Genomic DNA, 18928 nt, shown 5'->3' on the forward strand with positions numbered 1-18928 from the left:
GTGAAAAATTCGTTGAAGGAATATATCCATTTATTAAAAAAGAATGGGCTGGATGCTCAAGCAGACGCTTTTGATCAGTCGAAAAAAGTTCCTCTTGAAATAATGGAAGATTTAAGTAAAAGAGGGTTTATTGGTGTTGGCTTTCCAACATCTATCGGAGGAACCGGCGGAAGCTTTGAAGATCATTTAGCCTTGATTCAGGAATTATCGACCAGCTTTCCTGCCCTTTCAAGTATTTTTTTAACCCAATCAAACTTTGCTGTCTGGCCGCTGTATCGCTTTGGAACTGAGAGTCAAAAAATAGCTTATCTTGAACAGCTTATCAAAGGAGAAACTTGGGGTTCACTCGCATTAAATGAAGTTGGATCTGGAAGTCAGCTATCTGAGATTAGAACGACTGCAATAGAACACGAAAATTATTGGCAAATCAATGGAACTAAAGCAACCATTTCGAATGCACCAATTGCTGGACTATTTTTTGTAGCCTCCAAAGTAGAACTGATGAGCGGCGAAAAAGGCTACGGGATTTTTCTGCTAGAAAAAGGAACTACTGGTTTAGAGGTCGGTCCTGATATCGAAGAAGTTGGACTGCACGCCTTACCTGTCGCCGATATTTATTTCAAGGAAATAAAAATTCCAAAAGAAAATATCCTTGGTGGAGAGCTAGTAGATGAAAAACAAGTTGATATGATTTTCAACCGTATCCGTTTATCCATCGCAGCACAATCAATTGGAATCGCACAAGGTGCCTTTGCTAAAGGTCTGAAGTATGTTCGAAAGGAACGAAAATTCGGACTGCGGCTCATTAACCTAATCGAATGCCAACGGGTTCTTTCAGAAACAGCAACAGATATCGAGGCTGCAGAATCCTATTTAAAAAATACAGATTTAGAAGACTATACAGACACGATTCAAATTGCAAAAATCAAGCTTTTTTGTACAGAAGCATCCATTAAAACAACCGAAGCTTTAATGTCTATGACAGGCGGCTATGGTTATACTCGTAATAACCATATTGAACGTTTTTCAAGAGATGCACAGGTGACCGCACTCTACGGCGGCTCAACGAATGCACAAAAATTTATAATCTCAAGAACATGGCTGAAAAATAACGATGAAAGTACCGAATACCAAAATAAATAGAAATGAGTGAATATCTATGCTGCTAACAAAACTATTAGGAATTAAATATCCTCTTTTTCAAGGCGCTATGGCTCAAATTTCAAGATATGAACTGGTATCTGCCGTTTCAAACGCCGGGGGCTTGGGCGTGATTGCCTCAGGAGCCATGGATAAAGAAACTCTGCGCTATCAAATTCAAGCCTGCAAAGAGCTAACTGACAAACCCTTCGGAGTCAATTTAATGATGATGATGGATAATGTTGGCGAGCTGGCCGATGTCATCATTGAAGAACAAGTAGCTGTCGTTACTACAGGAGCTGGAACACCTAAAGACTACGTGCCTAAATTAAAGGCTGCCGGGGTAAAGGTTTTCCCCGTTATCGCCACTGTCGCACAAGCGAAAAAAATGGAAGCACTAGGCGTGGATGGCGTAATTGCAGAAGGTACTGAAGCTGGTGGACACATTGGTGAGAGCAGTACAATGTCTCTGGTGCTACAAGTTAGTGAAGCTGTTTCTATTCCTGTTATCGCAGCCGGCGGAATCGTAAACGGCCGTGGGATTGTCGCAAGCTTTGCTTTAGGTGCTCAAGGTGTTCAAGTTGGAACAAGATTCCTGGCATCAGAAGAGGTTCCGATTCCAATGAGTTACAAACAGGCAATTGTAGCAGCTCAGGATGATTCGACAATTGTAACCGGGCGAACTTCAAAAGCACCTGTTCGTGTAATAAAAAATGAAATGTCTAAAAAGTATTTAGAAATGGAGTATCAAAAGGTGCCCCGTGATGAACTGGAAAAGCTAACAATGGGTTCCTTACGAAAAGCAGTTGTAGACGGAGATATGACTAACGGCTCTATCATGGCTGGTCAAATTTCAGGCGCAATTAAAAGTATCAAGCCGGCTAAATCAATCATCGATCAAATGTTTTCAGAAGCAGAAGATGTAATGAAGGAAATGCCAAAAATATTTTACTAAAAAATTGTTAATAAGTTGTTAAACGGTTATCTGTAGATAGTTCGGCTATTTGCAGATGGATGCCTTGTAAGCGCTTACAATTAACTGGATATGTATTTGTTATTCTGCTATCTTAGCTACATTATAAATACAAGAACGACAATTCTTATAGAATCAATCTTTAACGAATCCTTAAGGATGGAACATTTACACACAAATACAAACTTAACGACTATTTCAAAGAGCCGGTAAGTTGTAAATAAAAAAAGTTTTATTGGAGGTTATGATATGAGATTTAAGACATCTGAACAACACGAAACTTTTAGAGCGAAGGTCCGGGAGTTTGCAGAAACAGAAATTAAGCCAATCGCAGCCACTTTGGATCTTGAAAATCAATTTCCTGATGAAATCGTTAAGAAAATGGGCAAGCTCGGCATTATGGGCATACCTTTTCCTGAAAAATATGGAGGCGGTGGTTTTGACACCACAACTTATGCAATTGCTGTAGAAGAGCTTTCCCGAGTAGACGGCGGTGTAGGGGTAATCCTTTCAGCCCATGTCTCACTGGGCTGTTATCCTATTTATGCACATGGTACAGAGGCACAAAAAAAGAAATATTTAGTGCCGCTAGCTAGAGGGGAAAAAATTGGGGCCTTCGGTCTAACCGAAAGTGAAGCTGGAAGTGACGCCGGTGGAACTGAAACAACTGCAGAGCTAGTTGGTGACCACTATATTTTAAACGGAAGCAAAATTTTCATTACGAATGCTCCTAAAGCTGATACGTACATTGTATTTGCTGTAACAACACCAGATATCGGTATCCGAGGCATCAGTGCATTTATTGTCGAAAAAGGCTGGGAAGGTTTTGAATTCGGCGAGAAGTATGACAAGATGGGAATTCGCTCTTCTAGTACAGCAGAGCTAATCTTCAACAATGTGAAAGTACCTAAAGAAAACTTGTTAGGTGTTGAAGGAAAAGGCTTCAATATTGCAATGGCTACATTAGATGGCGGACGTATCGGAATTGCAGCCCAAGCCTTAGGTATAGGACAAGGAGCTTTCGAAAGCGCTTTAGAATATGCCAAAGAGCGTGAACAATTTGGTAAAGCAATTGCTCATCAACAGGTAATTTCATTCAAGCTAGCGGATATGGCAACTAAGCTGCGGGCAAGTCGGATGATGGTTTACAGCTCGGCTGAGCTAAAAGACAGTGGTGAACCATTCGGTTTGGAATCTGCAATGGCGAAACAGTATACCTCAGACAACGTACTGGAAATTGTAAATGATGCCCTTCAAATTTATGGTGGTGCAGGCTACATTAAGGGCAGCGACGTGGAGCGTTTCTATCGCGATGCCAAGATTTGTACTATCTATGAAGGAACGAATGAAATTCAGCGGGTAGTTATTGCCTCCCATTTGGTTGGTAAAGAGCCTAAGGTTCAAGCAGTCAGCGCGAAAAAAGGACCAGCAACCGGCGATCGTAAGAAGGTTATACTGAAAGATGCAGATCCTGCTAAAAATGTAGAAACGTTGGTAGAACAGTTAAAAAAAGATGGCTACGATTTCTCCGTAGGAATCCCGATTGATACACCAATTGCTCAAGCAGAGCGGGTAGTCAGTGCAGGACGAGGAATTGGCGCGGAATCCAATATGAAATTAATCGAAGAGCTTGCGAAACAGGCTGGAGCAGCAATCGGCTGTTCACGTCCAGTTGCAGAAAACCTGAAATATCTTCCTATGGTTCGCTATGTAGGAATGTCTGGTCAGAAATTCAAAGGGAATTTATATATCGCATGTGGTATTTCTGGAGCTGGTCAGCATTTGAAGGGAATCAAAGATGCATCCACTATTGTCGCAATCAATAATAATCCAAATGCAAAAATATTCAAAAATGCGGACTACGGCATCGTTGGTGATGTAGAAGTTATCCTGCCGTTGCTGGCGAAAGCACTAGATACCGGAGAACCGAAGAAGGAGGCGCCGCCAATGACGAAAATCAAACGTGCAAAAGCGAAAAAACCTGCACCATCTTACAAACTCTATCTATGTGGAGGGTGTGGTTACGAATACAATGCTGGCAAGGGAGATCCAGAGGGTGAAGTGGCTCCAGGAACACTATTCAAAGACTTGCCGGAAGAATGGGTTTGTCCTGAATGTGGTGAAGAAAAAGACGTCTTCATCGAAGGGTTCTAACAACTTAGTTTTCACTGAAAGTCAGATTGAATAGGAGGAAATAATATATGTATACAGTTAGAAAAGTAACAGAAGATTTATACTGGGTCGGTGGCGATGATCTCCGCTTGGAATTATTTGAAAATATGCATCCAATCCCTCGTGGTGTTTCTTATAACTCTTATCTGCTATTAGATGAAAAAACAGTGTTATTTGATGCCGTAGACTGGGAAATCACACAGGATTTCATTCGAAATATTGAATTGGTTCTAAACGGACGACCATTAGATTATCTAATTGTAAACCACATGGAACCCGATCATTGCGGTTCAATCGAAGAATTGATTATTCGTTATCCAAAATTAAAAATTATCAGTTCAGAGAAGTCATTCATGCTAATGCACCAATTCAACTATCATGTAGATGGCCACGAAGATCAGGTCAAAGAAGGAGACACACGTAATTTTGGTAAACATACTGTAACCTTCGTCGCTGCGCCAATGGTTCACTGGCCAGAAGTATTAATGACCTACGATATAACAAGCGGCATTCTATTTTCTGCAGATGCTTTCGGATCATTTGGCGCTCTCGGCGGTACACTTTTCGCTGATGAAGTGAATTTTGACCGTGACTGGATTGATGATGCCCGTCGCTACTATACAAATATTGTTGGTAAGTACGGACCATTTGTACAATCTGCATTGAAAAAAGCAGGAACCATTGATATCAAAATGATTTGTCCGCTGCATGGTCCAGTTTGGCGGAAGGACTTTGGTTATCTACTTGATAAGTATGATAAATGGAGTCGTTATGAGCCGGAAGAAAAAGGGGTCGTTATCATCTTTGGTTCAATGTATGGGAACACTCAATTTGCAGCACAAGCACTAGCTACTCGTTTATGTGATAGAGGCATGACTAATGTGAAGGTCTACGATGTATCTAGCACACATATCTCCTATCTTATTGCAGAAACATTCCGGGCAAGCAACATTGTACTCGCCTGTCCAACCTTTAACTTAGGAATCTATCCGCCGATGAAGAATTATCTCATTGATTTACAGGCGCTGAATGTACAGAATCGAACCTTTACATTGATTGAAAATGGTTCATGGGCGCCAAAATCAGGAGCATTGATGGCTGAATTCTTAGAAGAAGAGCTGAAACGGATGACTGTTATGGATGAAACCTTGAGCATTAACTCTTCGCTGAAGGAAGTCGATGAGCCAGACTTGGATAATATAGTAGAAGCCTTGCTGGAAGCTGTGAAAGAATAAAAATAATTGAAATCAGTCACATTTTCAACTTTCCTTTATTACAAAATGTGACTGACTTTATAATAAAATGCTCAAAAAACAAGGATAAATTCCGCTTAAAAAGTATGATAATTCTTATGAAAAGGAGGATATACTATGAATAATTATGTAACAGCTGAAGAAGCTGTGAAGTGTATCAAGGATGGAGACCGAGTTGTTATCGGTCTCGGATGTGGAGAAGCAACTGCATTAACACGAGAATTTGGGAAAAGAATCCCCGAATTAAAAAATGTTGAAACAGCACAAATGCTGCCGTTGGGAGAAACCGCTTACTGCGCACCTGAAGCAGTTGGTCATGTGCGGCACAACAGCTTGTTTGTCAGCGGAAAAGACCGCAAAGCCGTTTCAGAAGGCCGAGCAGACTACACACCTCGTTTCTTTTCACGAATGCCTTCTTTATTTACTGATGGGAGTCTACCTGCCGATGTTGCTCTCGTTCATGTTAGTAGAGTAGATCAGCACGGTTACGTTAGTTTGGGAATTAGTGTTGATTATATGCTGACTGCAGCCAAAAATGCCAAAATTACCATTGCTCAAATTAATAATAATCTGCCCCGAACACATGGTGATTGTTTTATGCACGTCAGCGAATTTGATTATTTAGTTAAAGAAGACACTCCTATTCAAGAACTTCCTCAAGCAGCTCCAACAAAAGAAGAGCAGGAAATAGGCAAATACTGTGCCAGCCTGATTCAAGATGGAGATACTCTGCAGCTTGGTATCGGCAGCCTTCCTGATGCAGTTTTGGATTGCCTGCATGATAAAAAAGATTTAGGTATTCATAGCGAAATGTTTAGTGATGGTGTTATGAAGCTGGTGAAAAAAGGGGTTATCAACAACAGCAAGAAAACACTCCACCCAGGAAAAATGGTCGCTACATTCCTGATGGGAAGCCGGGAACTGTATGATTTTATTGATGACAATCCTAGTATTCATATGGCACCAGTGGACTATACAAATGATCCAGAAGTTATTGCTAAAAATGATCGTCTGATTTCGATTAACAGCTGTGTCCAAGTCGATTTAACTGGCCAAGTAGCTTCAGAGAGTATTGGTATCACACAAATCTCAGCCGTCGGCGGTCAATTAGATTTTGTCAGAGGAGCCAATATGTCTAAAGGAGGCATCTCTATCATTGCAATGCCTTCTACTACCAGAAATAATACCGTCAGTAAAATTGTTCCATGTCTGGATCAAGGAGCTGTAGTGACCACAGGTAGAAATGATGCTGCAGTCATCATTACCGAGTACGGTATTGCTGATTTGAGAGGCAAATCCATTCGTGAACGCAGTCGTGCACTAATTGAGATTGCTCACCCTAATTTCCGGGAGGAGTTACAGAAAGAATGGGAAAACCGCTATCACATGACATGGTAATGATATGACGGTACAAAATAATCTATGATTCAAGGAAGGTGGATTTATTTGGAAACTGAAATTGTATTAGCAGGTGCAGTGAGAACTGCTATTGGAAAATACGGAGGAGCTTTAGCTAATACCTCTGTAGTAGATCTTGGTGCTATCGTTATAAAAGAAGCAATCAAAAGAGCAGGAATTGCTCCTGACCAAGTAGATGAAGTCAGCATGGGTGCTGTATTGCAGGCCGGCATGGGACAAAATATTGCCCGGCAGGCAGCAATCAAAGCAGGATTGCCCGTAGAAGTACCTGCTCAAACATTAAATATCTTATGCGGCAGCGGTCTGAAGAGCGTCAACATGGCAGCAGCTATGATTGCAGCCGGGGAAGCAGACATTATCGTCGCCGGCGGGATGGAAAATATGTCAGCAGCAGCTTATGCATTAAAAAATGCACGTTTTGGCTACCGCATGGGTAATGGCGAAATGATTGACACGATGATTAATGATGGCTTGACAGATGCTTTCAATCATTACCATATGGGAATTACCGCTGAAAATGTGGCTGAGAAATATCACATTACCCGGGAAGAGCAGGATGCTTTTGCAGCAGAAAGTCAGCAAAAAGCGGAAAAAGCGATTGCTGAAGGACGCTTTAAAGATGAAATCGTTCCAGTTCCAATAAAGGTAAAAAGAGAAACAGTCATGTTTGAACAAGATGAATTTCCCCGCAGCGGCATCACTGCTGAAGGCCTTAGCAAAATGAGACCGGCCTTTAAACAAGATGGTGGAACTGTTACAGCTGCAAATGCTTCTGGAATCAACGATGGAGCTGCCGCGGTTGTGGTAATGAGTGCAAAAAAAGCGAAAGAGCTTGGTGTAAAACCAATGGCTCGCTGGGTCGTGGGAGCTAGCGCCGGCGTAGATCCTGCAATCATGGGAATTGGCCCTGTTGAAAGTACCGAAAAAGCCTTAGCAAAATCAGGCTTGACCATCGAACAAATGGACTTAATCGAAGCAAATGAAGCCTTTGCTGCTCAAGCACTAGCTGTTGGAAATGAGTTAAACTGGAATGCTGAACGTGTAAACGTCAATGGCGGAGCTATCGCATTAGGTCATCCAATCGGTGCTTCAGGTGCCCGGATATTGGTTACCCTGCTTCACGAAATGGAGAAGCAGCAGTCCCGCTACGGTCTTGCTACGCTTTGTGTCGGCGGCGGTATGGGGATTAGTACAATTGTAGAGAGGATGTAGACGATGCAGTATTTAAACTACGAGGTACAAAATGAAATTGGACTGCTAACAATTAATCGTCCTAATGCTCTAAATGCCTTAAACAGCCAAGTCATAGCTGAACTTTCAGAGCAGGTAAAGGAAATAGCTGATTCTTCCCTACGCTGTCTGGTTATTACAGGAGCTGGCTCTAAAGCCTTCGTTGCAGGTGCAGATATTGCTGAAATGAAGGATTTAGCTGCTCAACAAGCACAGGATTTTTCAGAGGAAGGCAATCAGGTGATGAAGCAAATAGAGGCGCTGCCAATGCCAGTTATTGCAGCGGTCAATGGCTATGCACTGGGCGGCGGCTGTGAGCTAGCATTAAGCTGTGATTTACGAATCTGCTCAGAAAACGCAGTTTTCGGTCTGCCAGAGGTGGGATTGGGTATTTTACCAGGTTATGGAGGTATACAACGCCTAGTCCGCGTAGCCGGCTTGTCTCAAGCAATGGAAATGGCCTTCACAGCCCGCAATATCATAGCAGGCGAAGCCTTATCTATTGGATTAGTCAGTCAGGTTATTCCTGCTGAAGAATTAATGGAAAAAGTGATGAAAATGGCAGAAAGAATTGCTGCCAACGCACCAGCTGGTGTAAGAGCTGTAAAAAAAGTGGCACAGGCAAGCATTGGTTTATCTATCGAAGATACTTATCTTTTAGAAAGCGAACTATTCGGCAAGTGTTTCTTGACAGCCGATCAAGAAGAAGGTATGAGCGCCTTTCTTGAAAAGCGAAAACATGCACCCTACACCGGTCAAAAGAAAATGTAATAAGTGCTGTGGCGGGTGCAAAAACAGACTCCTAAGAACAAGTTAAAAGGGCACAGCACTAGTCTGAGACTATATGTACATTCCCTTATAGATAAAAAACAAAGCAGATATTTTATCAGAGTAAGTAGCTAAAAAATGGTTTAGATTTACTGTTTCACAGCAATTTTGTCTAGGAGTATCACATGCTTCTATAAAAGATCTGTCGCATTGTCTCAAAACTATTGGCAGGATTATTGAAGCTCCTATTCTATTTTTTGAGAAAACACGTATATCTTAACCTCATAAGGAGGACAACTATGAAGATTGCCGTAATAGGCGCAGGAACAATGGGAGCTGGTATTGCCCAGGCCTTCGCCATTAATCCAGAGTATGAAGTATTATTATGTGATATAAAACCCGAATGGGCTGAAAATGGAAAACAAAAAATTGAAAGTAATTTAAACAGGCTTGTTAAAAAAGGAAAAATAACTCAAACAGAGCTAACAGATATTTTGAACCGCATTAACACTGGCAGTTCTAAAGATGCTGCTGACTTCGATTTAATTGTCGAAGCTGCAGTAGAAAAAATGAATTTGAAAAAAGAAATCTTCAAAGAACTTGATGAGCTTTGTAAACCTGAAACAATTTTTACAACAAACACATCTTCGTTATCTGTAACAGAATTATCTAACGACTTAACACGCCCTGTGATTGGTATGCATTTTTTCAATCCAGCACCAGTAATGAAGCTAGTAGAAGTTGTTTCCGGTCTGACAACTCCAAAAGAGCTAGTAGACAAAATTGCAGCGATTTCAGAAGCTATTGGAAAAACACCTGTCATCGTTGAAGACTCTGCCGGCTTTGTTGTGAATCGCTTGTTAGTTCCCTCGATAAATGAAGCAATCGGTATTTATGCAGAGAAAGTAGCTAGTGCTGAAGACATCGATACAGCAATGAAGCTAGGCGCAAATCATCCAATGGGACCATTAGCTTTGGGAGATTTGATTGGTTTGGATGTTTGTTTGGCAATCATGGAGGTCTTGTATAGTGAGATGGGGGATTCAAAATACAGACCTCACCCACTATTGCGGAAAATGGTCCGCGGCAATCAATTGGGACGTAAAACTGGAAAAGGATTTTTTGACTATTCAAGATAAAAAGAAGTAAGTGGGTTATATATTTTCAATTTGAGCAGAGCCTATAGCTGAGAATTTGTATTGGCTCTGCTCATTCATTTGCAGCAGCATGCTTATTTCAAAAAAAAAGGGCGCTGTCACCTCAGTATTGAAACAATTACTTATCGTTAACTAGAGGCTTAGTCAGCATTCCATGCATTTTCATCCCTTTGTTATAATTTTTATTTATAGTTGTTATTAATTTTCATGATTAGACAGAACAACAATCCCTTTTTACAATATAATTGAAAGCGCTTCAAAAAAATAATGGTTGGAGGAAAAGAAATGGAGACAAAAAAGAATAGATGGGCCATTTTGGTCGCAGCTATTGTTATCAATATGTCCTTAGGGGCAGGTTATGCATGGTCTGTTTTTCAAGCAGCACTACTGGAAGTCAACACAGATTGGGCCTTAAGTCAGACGTCTTTGGCTTTTAGCATATCCTTCGCGATGGTACCAGTAGGCATGATTATTTGTGGTCCGATTATTGATAAGCATGGCGGGAAAAAGATTGTTCTGCTGTCCGGTCTGTTATTTGGTATCGGAATGTTTGCAACAGGATTCGTCAACAGTATCCCTATGTTGTATCTCACCTATGGCTTAATTTTAGGGTTAGGAATTGGTGCAGGCTATGGTACAGCAACCTCACTGACAGTTAAATGGTTTCCTGATAAGAAAGGCTTAGCCGGAGGTTTGACAGCTGCTGGATTTGGTTCAGGATCGATTATTCTGGCACCTATTGCTACGAGTATGATTAACTCTGTCGGCATCCACACAACCTTCAAAATTCTTGGCGGTGTTTTACTGGTTGTCATCTGTACTGCTTCATTCTGGATGTCTAAACCAGCTACATTGACTAATACAGCTGCCGTTCAGAGCACCAACACTGATAAAAATTATAAAGAGATGTTAAAAGAATCAAATTTTTGGCTGCTTTGGGTTGTTTATACATTTGCAGCAACAAGCGGAATGATGATTATTGGACATGCAGCTAGTTTAGCTGAGTACTATTCATTGGGCACTGGAACAGTTATTGTTATGATTGTTGGATTATCCAATACCCTAGGACGGATTATCTGGGGAGCCGTTTCTGATAGGTTAGGAAGATATCTTACTGTATTGCTGATGTTTATCGTTTCTGCTGCCGGATTGCTTCTATTAAACTTTAATGAAATTCTTGGCGCAGCGGCGGGAATCATCGGATTAATATTCATCCCTTCTTCCTTCGGCGGCTTCTTAGGATCCTTCCCAGGAATCACAGCTGAAAACTGGGGCGCATCGAAAGCTGCAGCTAATTACGGCTGGATGTTTACTGCTTACGGCATCGCCTCAATTATGGGTCCATCCATCGCCTCACGCATACGTGAAGCCAGCGGATCTTATTCAATGGCACTAATCATCGCTATGGTTATGGCGGTAATCGGTGCATTACTTATTCTATGGTTTATGGCCAAGAAAAAAGCGGCGGCTGCTAAAGAAGAAGCATAAACTACTTAATCTATATGAAAACAATCAAAGAGAGGCAATGCTTAGCAAAAATCTGAGCATTGCCTCTCTTTTTGAATAAACTTCTTTCATTACCAAAGGATTACGGCTGTACTTTCGCTATCTTCCCTTGTTCGATATAAACCATTAAAATACTTACATCTGCTGGATTTACGCCGCTGATTCGACTTGCCTGAGCAATTGTTTCCGGTTGAATCTTCTGCAGCTTCTGTCTAGCTTCTGTTGCCAGTCCATTGATTGCTTCATAGTCAATATTCTCCGGAATGCGTTTTGCTTCCATACGCTTCAGCTTATCAACTTTTTCCATGGCTTTTTTGATATAGCCTTCATATTTAATCTGAATTTCTACCTGTTCAATCACCTTATCAGCTAAAATTTCTTCGCTTTCCGGAATAAATTGCAGAACCTCACGGTAAGACATTTCAGGACGCTTCAGAAAATCTCCGGCAAGAACACCGTCTTTCAACGGAACAGAGCCTTTTCTCTCAAGAAAAGCCTGCACTTCAGCCGTTGGCTTCACTCGGACTGTATTCAGTCGTTTAATCTCATTTTCAACTGCCTCTTTCTTTATCAGATAGCTTTGATACTGCTCCTCTTTTACCAATCCTATTTCATGTCCCTTTTCAGTCAGACGCAAATCTGCATTATCATGACGCAAAATTAAACGATACTCTGCCCGTGAAGTTAATAACCGATAAGGCTCATTCGTTCCTTTTGTCACCAAATCATCAATCATCACACCGATGTAGCCATCACTGCGCTTCATAACAAATGGCTCTTGTCCTTGAACCTTTAAGGCCGCATTAATTCCGGCAATTAGTCCTTGACCCGCTGCTTCTTCATAGCCGCTGGTTCCATTTGTCTGTCCAGCTGTATAAAGATTTTCAATCACCTTTGTTTCCAATGTCGGCCGCAGCTGATGAGGAACAACCACATCATACTCAATAGCATAGCCAGTCCGCATCATTTCAGCCTTTTCCAAACCGGCAATTGAATGTAATACATCTGTTTGAACATCCTCCGGCATAGACGTTGAAAGACCTTGAACGTAAACTTCTTCAGTATTTGCACCCTCTGGTTCTAAGAACAGCTGATGGCGGGGCTTATCAGAAAAACGAACAATTTTATCCTCAATTGATGGGCAATAACGAGCCCCGACACCCTCGACAATTCCGGTAAACATTGGGGCACGATGAAGATTATTTTGAATAATTTCATGCGTTTTTTCATTTGTGTAAGTCAACCAGCAGGATAACTGCTCTGTATTGTAGGAACTATCCGGCGTGCTAAAGCTGAAATGATTCGGCGCTTCATCTCCCGGCTGTTCTTCCGTTACACTGTAATTAATACTACTTGATTTCACGCGCGGAGGAGTACCCGTTTTAAAGCGGGCAATTTCCAGTCCTAACTCTTTCAAATGATTCGCCAAACCAATAGAAGGCAGTGAATTATTCGGTCCGGAAGAATACTTCAGTTCACCAATGATGATTTCTCCTCTAAGAGCTGTACCCGCAGTAATAATCACCGTTTTACTCAGATATCTGGCGCCTGTTGACGTGACTACACCCTTACAAACACCCTCTTCAACGATTAAGCTTTCCACTACACTTTGACGCAGCGTTAAATTTTCAGTCTGTTCAATCGTGTGCTTCATTTCTGTTGCATAGGCATGCTTATCCGCCTGTGCACGCAGCGCACGGACAGCTGGACCTTTGCCTGTGTTCAGCATCCGCATTTGAATATAGGTTTTATCTATATTGCGTCCCATTTCACCGCCCAAAGCATCAATCTCTCTCACGACCACACCCTTCGCCGGTCCTCCGACAGAAGGATTACATGGCATAAAAGCAACCATATCTAAATTTATTGTTAAAAGCATCGTTTTACTTCCCATACGGGCAGCAGCCAAAGCGGCTTCAGAGCCGGCATGTCCAGCTCCTACCACGATAACATCATACATTTCTGCATTAAATTGATTCATTCGTCATTATTCTTCCCTTCTATTTCCCCAAGCAAAACTGACTAAACAGCTGAGTGATTAATTCATCCTGCACGCTATCACCAACAATTTCTCCCAGATAGTCCCAACAGCGGGTCATATCTATTTGAACTAAATCCACAGGCATTCCTGATTGAATCCCCCGAATTACCTCATCCAAAGACAGGGCTGCCTGATCCAGCAAAGCTATGTGACGAGTGTTAGATACATAGGTTGCATCCTTTTCACCTGTCACGCCGCCAAAAAACAAATCAGCAATCTTTAGCTCCAGCTGTTCCATGCCTGTATTAGATAATACCGACACAGGTAAAATCTCTTCTTCGGCTACCAGCTCTTTCAGAGCTGCTCTATCCAGCTTCGTTTCAAGATCCATCTTATTCAACAGGATGATGCGCTTCAGCCCGTCAGTCGCCTCTAAAAGCTGTCTATCCTCTTCTGACAGTGATTCATTCTGATTCAAAACCAGCAAAATTAAATCTGATTCTGCCAATGCCTTTCGACTGCGCTCTACGCCAATTCGCTCTACAATGTCTTCTGTTTCCCGAATCCCGGCTGTATCAATCAGTTTCAAAGGAACCCCTCTGACATTCACATATTCTTCTATAACATCTCGGGTTGTTCCTGCAATATCAGTAACAATCGCCTTTTCCTCTTTCAATAAATGATTCAGCAGACTTGATTTCCCGACATTAGGACGGCCAATGATAGCGGTACTCAACCCTTCTCTCAGTATTTTTCCTTGCTTGGCAGTAGTCAGCAAAGCTTCAATTTGTGTTTTTACAAATTCCGCTTTTTCCAACAAAAGCTTCGTCGTCAGCTCTTCTACATCATCATATTCAGGATAATCAATATTTACCTCGACCTGTGCTAATGTTTCTAGGATTTCCTGACGCAGCGAACGGATTAAAGCTGAAAGATTACCATCCAGCTGATGTAGTGCAACCTGCATCGCTTTATCTGTTTTTGCTCTGATTAAATCCATCACAGCTTCTGCCTGAGACAAATCCATACGGCCATTTAGAAAAGCACGTTTGGTGAATTCTCCAGGCTCAGCTAAACGGGCTCCTTCCCGCAACAACAGCTGCAGCAGCTGATTAACCACCACAATACCGCCATGACAATTGATTTCTACCACGTCTTCCCGGGTAAAGGTCTTTGGAGCTTTCATGACAGAAACCATTACCTCATCCAATAGCTCATCAGATTTCGGATCTACAATATGCCCGTAATGAATCGTATGGGACGGAACATCCTTCAATGTTTTATTGCCGGAGCGATACACGCGGTCAGCCACAGCTAACGCCTCATCTCCACTTAAACGGACAATACTGATCGCCCCTTCTCCCGGCGGCGTAGAAATCGCTGCAATTGTATCAAATTCCAAGGTAATTTGCTGCATCATCGTCTTCCTTTCTTTCTACCACACTTACTACTCTATGTATTTTAAACTACAAAAAAAGCGCCCACTCCACCCTTGTAAGTTCAAGGCTGGATTTAGCACTTTGACTGCTTTATTCCATTGCTTTTTACTGGAAATAGGATAGCATAATTTCAATGATTTAGCAACTTACTACAAATAGATTTCTGAACATAACTAAAATATCCAAACTCTTCTTTGAAATCCGAATAGAGGTTGAAACTGGAGCACAAGCCACTGTACTTAACTGCACCGTGCAGCCGCCGAAGTAACTTTTTCAGAAATAAACGAATACCCTTTGGAGATTATCTAACTTTGAATAATAACAAAACAACTTAAAGTAACTTACATTTTTATTTTTTCTCATCTCAAGAAATCCTTTCTTGATTGGTGAACTGGACTACAAGGGATAAACAAATATTTATCAGTACCTATTTGATTCTCAAGGTTTAAAACTTCTATCTCACTCTTTCTGTATTTTTTTCAACAGGCTTGTTAATACTTAATTATTTATGAAACCTGTGTTGTTTTATAAAATTATTTATCAGAAAGCAAGAATTTCTTTTAGGTTATTGGTGTAATAACTTTAAGTATCTATTTACTTTGCTTTTCTCCTCTTTAATCATTACAATAGAGATGTAGAAAGATTAGGAGGTCATCACTATGTCCCATAAAAACAGAGAAAACTTTGAACAAATGACTGAACGAATGAACAGCATTACCTTATCTACAGGAAACGTAAATAAAAAATATATCCTGCGTGATATCATCTTCGCGACAGACCGGGTAGAAGCAGATTTGTTTGCTTCGGATGCAGAACCAAATACTATTTTTAAAAATGTTTGCCAGAAGCTCAAGCAAATGGCTTTTGAATATGAAGCAGATGCTGTAATCAACTGCCACTTTGAAGAGAAATTCGTTGATCAGGGTGATCACAAGTATATAGAAATTTTTGCTTACGGTACTGTTGTTCAATTCACTCAAACAACTATTGGCTAAAATAAAAAAGCAGAAGAACTGACAAATCAGTTCCTCTGCTTTTTATTCTACCCGTAAAAAAACCTGATTCTGGGAAGAATCAGGCTGGGAGAAGCGTTGCCGCTTCAACTACTTTATCATCGCATTGTCTACGCTGATAAGAATGATTTCGTATTAAAATATACTTTTTTTATACCCTCTTGTCAATGCCTTTCAGTAAAAACCTTGATACATAAGCATTTCCAATTCAATTCTTTCATCCACAAAAACCATATAATTTTCTATTCTCATCGCAAAAAGCAAAACTATCAAGAATGCTGATATTACTGCTTTTTTACGATTATGTATGCCGTTCATGGAATTATAATAAAATATAGTTAGCGGGTCTCCTTTTATCAATCTCATTTAAAAGAAGCACCTATCTTTTCTTTGATAATACATAAGAGTAACCTCTTCCTTAACTTTCAATATGGCTTTTTAATCATTTTATTTATTTCAATTTTCTGCTATAGACGAGCTTTTCAATAAAGAGTATATTAGATAAAAAATGAAGCTAAGGAGCTGTTTGAGTATGAAAACTATTGATATGCATTGTGATACGATTATGAGAATTTATCAATCTCCATCTTCTGAGACAAATGATTGTTTAAAGAAAAGTTCTTTTCAAATAGACAGAGACAAATTGATTGCTGGCGATTACCTACTGCAGAACTTCGCTTTATTTATCGATAAAGAAGAAATTGCGGATCCGTACACAGTCTGCAAAGAAATGGCTGCCTGCTTTTATACCGAAATGGAGAAAAATCAAGATTGGATACGTCCAGTCACAACGTATCAGGAAATCATAGCAAATCAAAATGATAAAAAAATAAGTGCACTCCTTACAATGGAAGAGGGTGCACCTACACATGGAGAGTTAGCAAAGCTTGATGAATTCTACCAGCTAGGCGTACGAATGATGACATTAACCTGGAATTATCCAAATGAAATTGGCTTTCCAAATGCTGCTTTCTTTGACCAAAAGATAAATACTTTGCTGTCTGATCAGCAGGGCTTGACGACTCAAGGCATTCCTTTTGTTCAGCGAATGGAAGCGCTGGGTATGATTATCGATGTTTCCCACGGATCAGATCAGTTGGTAGAGGACGTTTTAACTTATACACAGGCTCCTTTTGTAGCTAGCCATTCAAATGCTCGAGCTGTTTGTCCTCATTACCGCAACTTACCAGATAACTTAATTAAAAAAATAGCTGAACGCGGGGGAGTAATTGGCATTAATTATTTTGATCAATTCCTTATCCATGGAAATCACTCTCTTTTCGAAGCGTTTGTTGCTCACGTCAATCACCTGCGAAACATTGGCGGTATTGAATGTATTGGATTAGGCTCAGATTTTGACGGTATTATCCCGTCACAAGAGCTGCCTGATGCTTCGGCAGTAAATAGGTTATATGATGTCTTGAAGCGCACCGGATATTCAGCTGCAGAACTGGATAAAATTTTTACAGAAAATGTACTTCGTCTATACAAAGATTGTCTCCGGTCATAAAAAAATCTTTTCCTGATAGCCAAGGCGGATGACTAACTTATTTTGTTTTCTCAAACTGATGGTTTATTGCATTTTAAACAAGCACCTAAAAAGATTTTTTTCATAAATTACTTCAAGGTATTCATAATTGTTTGTTTAATATTCTCGATATAAGTGGAAATATCTGTGTTATTGGACTGAATATATATGAAAAGAACTGTTCCCCAAAGAAGCAGATTAATTAGTATTAACGTTGAAATAATCCGTTTGTTTCTTGCAGAAATATAAGCTTTTCGCCATTTGGGTTCATTTCGGCGTTTTTTTAGAAATTCATATGTATGATAGGCCATAAGATTATCCCTCTCTCTCAAAACACATTTACTAATTCATAATTTTTTTGCTTTTCATTGCATCACTTCTATATCAACCATTTTATAATACACAACAGCCATTTAGCATACTTTCCATTCTTTTTATAAAATATTTTTCATATAAATATATAATTATCTTAAGCTTATGATGCAAGTCTTTCTTTAGTTAGTAGTAAATAATTGCTTAACGATTTTATTACTGTAATAAAAAAAACAGACAGCCTGCACTTAATTTGCAAGCTGTCTATTTTTTAGTAATATTTCTTCGCTGGTTCTACAACCAGATAACGATAAGGCTCATCACCTTCAGAATGGGTTTTAATGTACTCATCTTTACTTAAAGCAAAGTGAATCTGTTTTCTTTCAAACGCAGGCATCGGCTCTAAAAATACCGGCTGACCTGTACGTTTGACCTTGTCAGCAGTTCGTTCTGCTAGACGCTTCAGAATTGCCTGACGCTTCTCCCGATAATCTCCTACATTAACTACAACAGAAAGTTTTCCTACAGCTGTACGGTGAATAAAGACCTGCGCCAGATATTGCATAGCATTTAGTACCTTACCATGCTTTCCAATAAGAATACCTTGTTTATTCGTATCTAAATGGAAAATCACACTGTCAGATGTACGTTCTAAACGAACCAGTGCTGGTGCATTCAGTTCTTTAGATATATTGGTCAAATACAAAGCAAGCTCTGTGATTGCTTCCTCATCACCAAGATTTTCCAGCTCTTCCACAGCTTTTTCCGATGTAGCTGCTTGGACTGATTCTGTTTGTTCCTGTTTAACCGCCTCGTCGGCAACAACAATATCCTCGACTGTTTCTTCCACAGCTTCTGATATCTCCTCACTGATTGTCGGCTCAATCGAAACCTGTGCCTGTTTCTTACCTAAACCAAGAAACCCTTTCTTTGCTTCTGACAAAACAGTGATTTCAACAGCATCCTTTGTCAGCTGCAGAGCATTCAGCCCTTTACTTGTTGCTTCTTCTACAGTATTACCTTCATAAACCGGCATT

General features: G+C 40.4%; 15 protein-coding genes. 11 read left to right on the top strand and 4 right to left on the bottom strand.

Translation table 11 applies throughout. From position 1 onward, the window contains the following. The 9 genes from ACPWSO_RS10450 to ACPWSO_RS10490 all read left to right on the top strand — a co-directional run bounded on the left by ACPWSO_RS10450 (position 1) and on the right by ACPWSO_RS10490 (position 11600). A complete protein-coding gene (locus ACPWSO_RS10450; protein ID WP_426083115.1) occupies positions 1–1143 on the top strand; it encodes an acyl-CoA dehydrogenase family protein in 1143 nt (380 codons plus the stop codon). A gap of 16 nt (positions 1144–1159) precedes the next feature. Beyond that, positions 1160–2095 carry a nitronate monooxygenase gene (locus ACPWSO_RS10455; protein ID WP_426083117.1) on the top strand — a complete coding sequence of 312 codons (936 nt, stop codon included), beginning with the start codon at positions 1160–1162 and terminating at the stop codon, positions 2093–2095. 267 nt (positions 2096–2362) lie between these two features. Beyond that, entirely contained in the window at positions 2363–4267 is a 1905-nt protein-coding gene (locus tag ACPWSO_RS10460) for an acyl-CoA dehydrogenase family protein (protein WP_426083119.1), read from the top strand. 47 nt (positions 4268–4314) lie between these two features. Beyond that, entirely contained in the window at positions 4315–5520 is a 1206-nt protein-coding gene (locus ACPWSO_RS10465; RefSeq protein WP_426083121.1) for an FprA family A-type flavoprotein, read from the top strand. A gap of 135 nt (positions 5521–5655) precedes the next feature. Then, positions 5656–6936 (top strand): acetyl-CoA hydrolase/transferase family protein, encoded by a 1281-nt coding sequence (locus ACPWSO_RS10470; RefSeq protein WP_426083123.1) that lies wholly within the window; start codon positions 5656–5658, stop codon positions 6934–6936. 48 nt (positions 6937–6984) lie between these two features. Beyond that, positions 6985–8169 (top strand): acetyl-CoA C-acetyltransferase, encoded by a 1185-nt coding sequence (locus tag ACPWSO_RS10475; RefSeq protein WP_426083125.1) that lies wholly within the window; start codon positions 6985–6987, stop codon positions 8167–8169. A gap of 3 nt (positions 8170–8172) precedes the next feature. Next, positions 8173–8958 carry an enoyl-CoA hydratase/isomerase family protein gene (locus ACPWSO_RS10480; protein ID WP_426083127.1) on the top strand — a complete coding sequence of 262 codons (786 nt, stop codon included), beginning with the start codon at positions 8173–8175 and terminating at the stop codon, positions 8956–8958. A gap of 296 nt (positions 8959–9254) precedes the next feature. Continuing rightward, entirely contained in the window at positions 9255–10094 is an 840-nt protein-coding gene (locus ACPWSO_RS10485; RefSeq protein ID WP_426083129.1) for a 3-hydroxyacyl-CoA dehydrogenase NAD-binding domain-containing protein, read from the top strand. Between the two features lie 303 nt (positions 10095–10397). Further along, on the top strand, positions 10398–11600 hold the full coding sequence (locus ACPWSO_RS10490) for an L-lactate MFS transporter (RefSeq protein ID WP_426083131.1): 1203 nt from the start codon (positions 10398–10400) through the stop codon (positions 11598–11600). A 100-nt stretch (positions 11601–11700) separates the two neighbouring features. Here the strand turns inward: ACPWSO_RS10490 and mnmG are convergent, their stop codons facing one another. Both mnmG and mnmE read right to left on the bottom strand, forming a co-directional pair. Then, the gene (gene mnmG, locus ACPWSO_RS10495; RefSeq protein WP_426083133.1) at positions 11701–13599 is read right to left on the bottom strand and encodes a tRNA uridine-5-carboxymethylaminomethyl(34) synthesis enzyme MnmG; all 1899 of its coding nucleotides are present in this window, start codon (positions 13597–13599) and stop codon (positions 11701–11703) included. Between the two features lie 19 nt (positions 13600–13618). Continuing rightward, positions 13619–15016, bottom strand: coding sequence for a tRNA uridine-5-carboxymethylaminomethyl(34) synthesis GTPase MnmE (mnmE, locus tag ACPWSO_RS10500; RefSeq protein ID WP_426083256.1), 1398 nt, complete (start codon positions 15014–15016; stop codon positions 13619–13621). A 681-nt stretch (positions 15017–15697) separates the two neighbouring features. Here mnmE and ACPWSO_RS10505 point away from each other — a divergent pair. After that, positions 15698–16033 carry a heavy metal-binding domain-containing protein gene (locus tag ACPWSO_RS10505; protein WP_426083135.1) on the top strand — a complete coding sequence of 112 codons (336 nt, stop codon included), beginning with the start codon at positions 15698–15700 and terminating at the stop codon, positions 16031–16033. A gap of 550 nt (positions 16034–16583) precedes the next feature. Beyond that, positions 16584–17561: a dipeptidase gene (locus tag ACPWSO_RS10510; protein WP_426083137.1), complete on the top strand. Its 978-nt coding sequence runs from the start codon at positions 16584–16586 to the stop codon at positions 17559–17561. A gap of 107 nt (positions 17562–17668) precedes the next feature. Here the strand turns inward: ACPWSO_RS10510 and ACPWSO_RS10515 are convergent, their stop codons facing one another. Continuing rightward, positions 17669–17890 (bottom strand): hypothetical protein, encoded by a 222-nt coding sequence (locus tag ACPWSO_RS10515; RefSeq protein WP_426083139.1) that lies wholly within the window; start codon positions 17888–17890, stop codon positions 17669–17671. Between the two features lie 272 nt (positions 17891–18162). Next, complete coding sequence (gene jag / locus ACPWSO_RS10520) at positions 18163–18927, bottom strand: RNA-binding cell elongation regulator Jag/EloR (protein WP_426083141.1); 765 nt, start codon at positions 18925–18927, stop codon at positions 18163–18165. Between the last annotated feature and the right edge of the window lies 1 nt (position 18928).

Source organism: Enterococcus sp. LJL51 (assembly GCF_049894025.1).
Taxonomy (GTDB): domain Bacteria; phylum Bacillota; class Bacilli; order Lactobacillales; family Enterococcaceae; genus Enterococcus_L.

Excerpts from the sequence above, each read along its gene's own strand:
- ACPWSO_RS10485 (WP_426083129.1), top strand. The coding sequence starts at position 9,255 with ATGAAGATTGCCGTAATAGGCGCAGGAACAATGGGAGCTGGTATTGCC.
- ACPWSO_RS10480 (WP_426083127.1), top strand. The coding sequence starts at position 8,173 with ATGCAGTATTTAAACTACGAGGTACAAAATGAAATTGGACTGCTAACA.
- ACPWSO_RS10490 (WP_426083131.1), top strand. The coding sequence starts at position 10,398 with ATGGAGACAAAAAAGAATAGATGGGCCATTTTGGTCGCAGCTATTGTT.
- ACPWSO_RS10455 (WP_426083117.1), top strand. The coding sequence starts at position 1,160 with ATGCTGCTAACAAAACTATTAGGAATTAAATATCCTCTTTTTCAAGGC.
- ACPWSO_RS10470 (WP_426083123.1), top strand. The coding sequence starts at position 5,656 with ATGAATAATTATGTAACAGCTGAAGAAGCTGTGAAGTGTATCAAGGAT.
- ACPWSO_RS10505 (WP_426083135.1), top strand. The coding sequence starts at position 15,698 with ATGTCCCATAAAAACAGAGAAAACTTTGAACAAATGACTGAACGAATG.
- ACPWSO_RS10460 (WP_426083119.1), top strand. The coding sequence starts at position 2,363 with ATGAGATTTAAGACATCTGAACAACACGAAACTTTTAGAGCGAAGGTC.
- ACPWSO_RS10465 (WP_426083121.1), top strand. The coding sequence starts at position 4,315 with ATGTATACAGTTAGAAAAGTAACAGAAGATTTATACTGGGTCGGTGGC.
- mnmE (WP_426083256.1), bottom strand. The coding sequence starts at position 15,016 with ATGCAGCAAATTACCTTGGAATTTGATACAATTGCAGCGATTTCTACG.
- jag (WP_426083141.1), bottom strand. The coding sequence starts at position 18,927 with ATGCCGGTTTATGAAGGTAATACTGTAGAAGAAGCAACAAGTAAAGGG.
- mnmG (WP_426083133.1), bottom strand. The coding sequence starts at position 13,599 with ATGAATCAATTTAATGCAGAAATGTATGATGTTATCGTGGTAGGAGCT.
- ACPWSO_RS10515 (WP_426083139.1), bottom strand. The coding sequence starts at position 17,890 with ATGGCCTATCATACATATGAATTTCTAAAAAAACGCCGAAATGAACCC.
- ACPWSO_RS10510 (WP_426083137.1), top strand. The coding sequence starts at position 16,584 with ATGAAAACTATTGATATGCATTGTGATACGATTATGAGAATTTATCAA.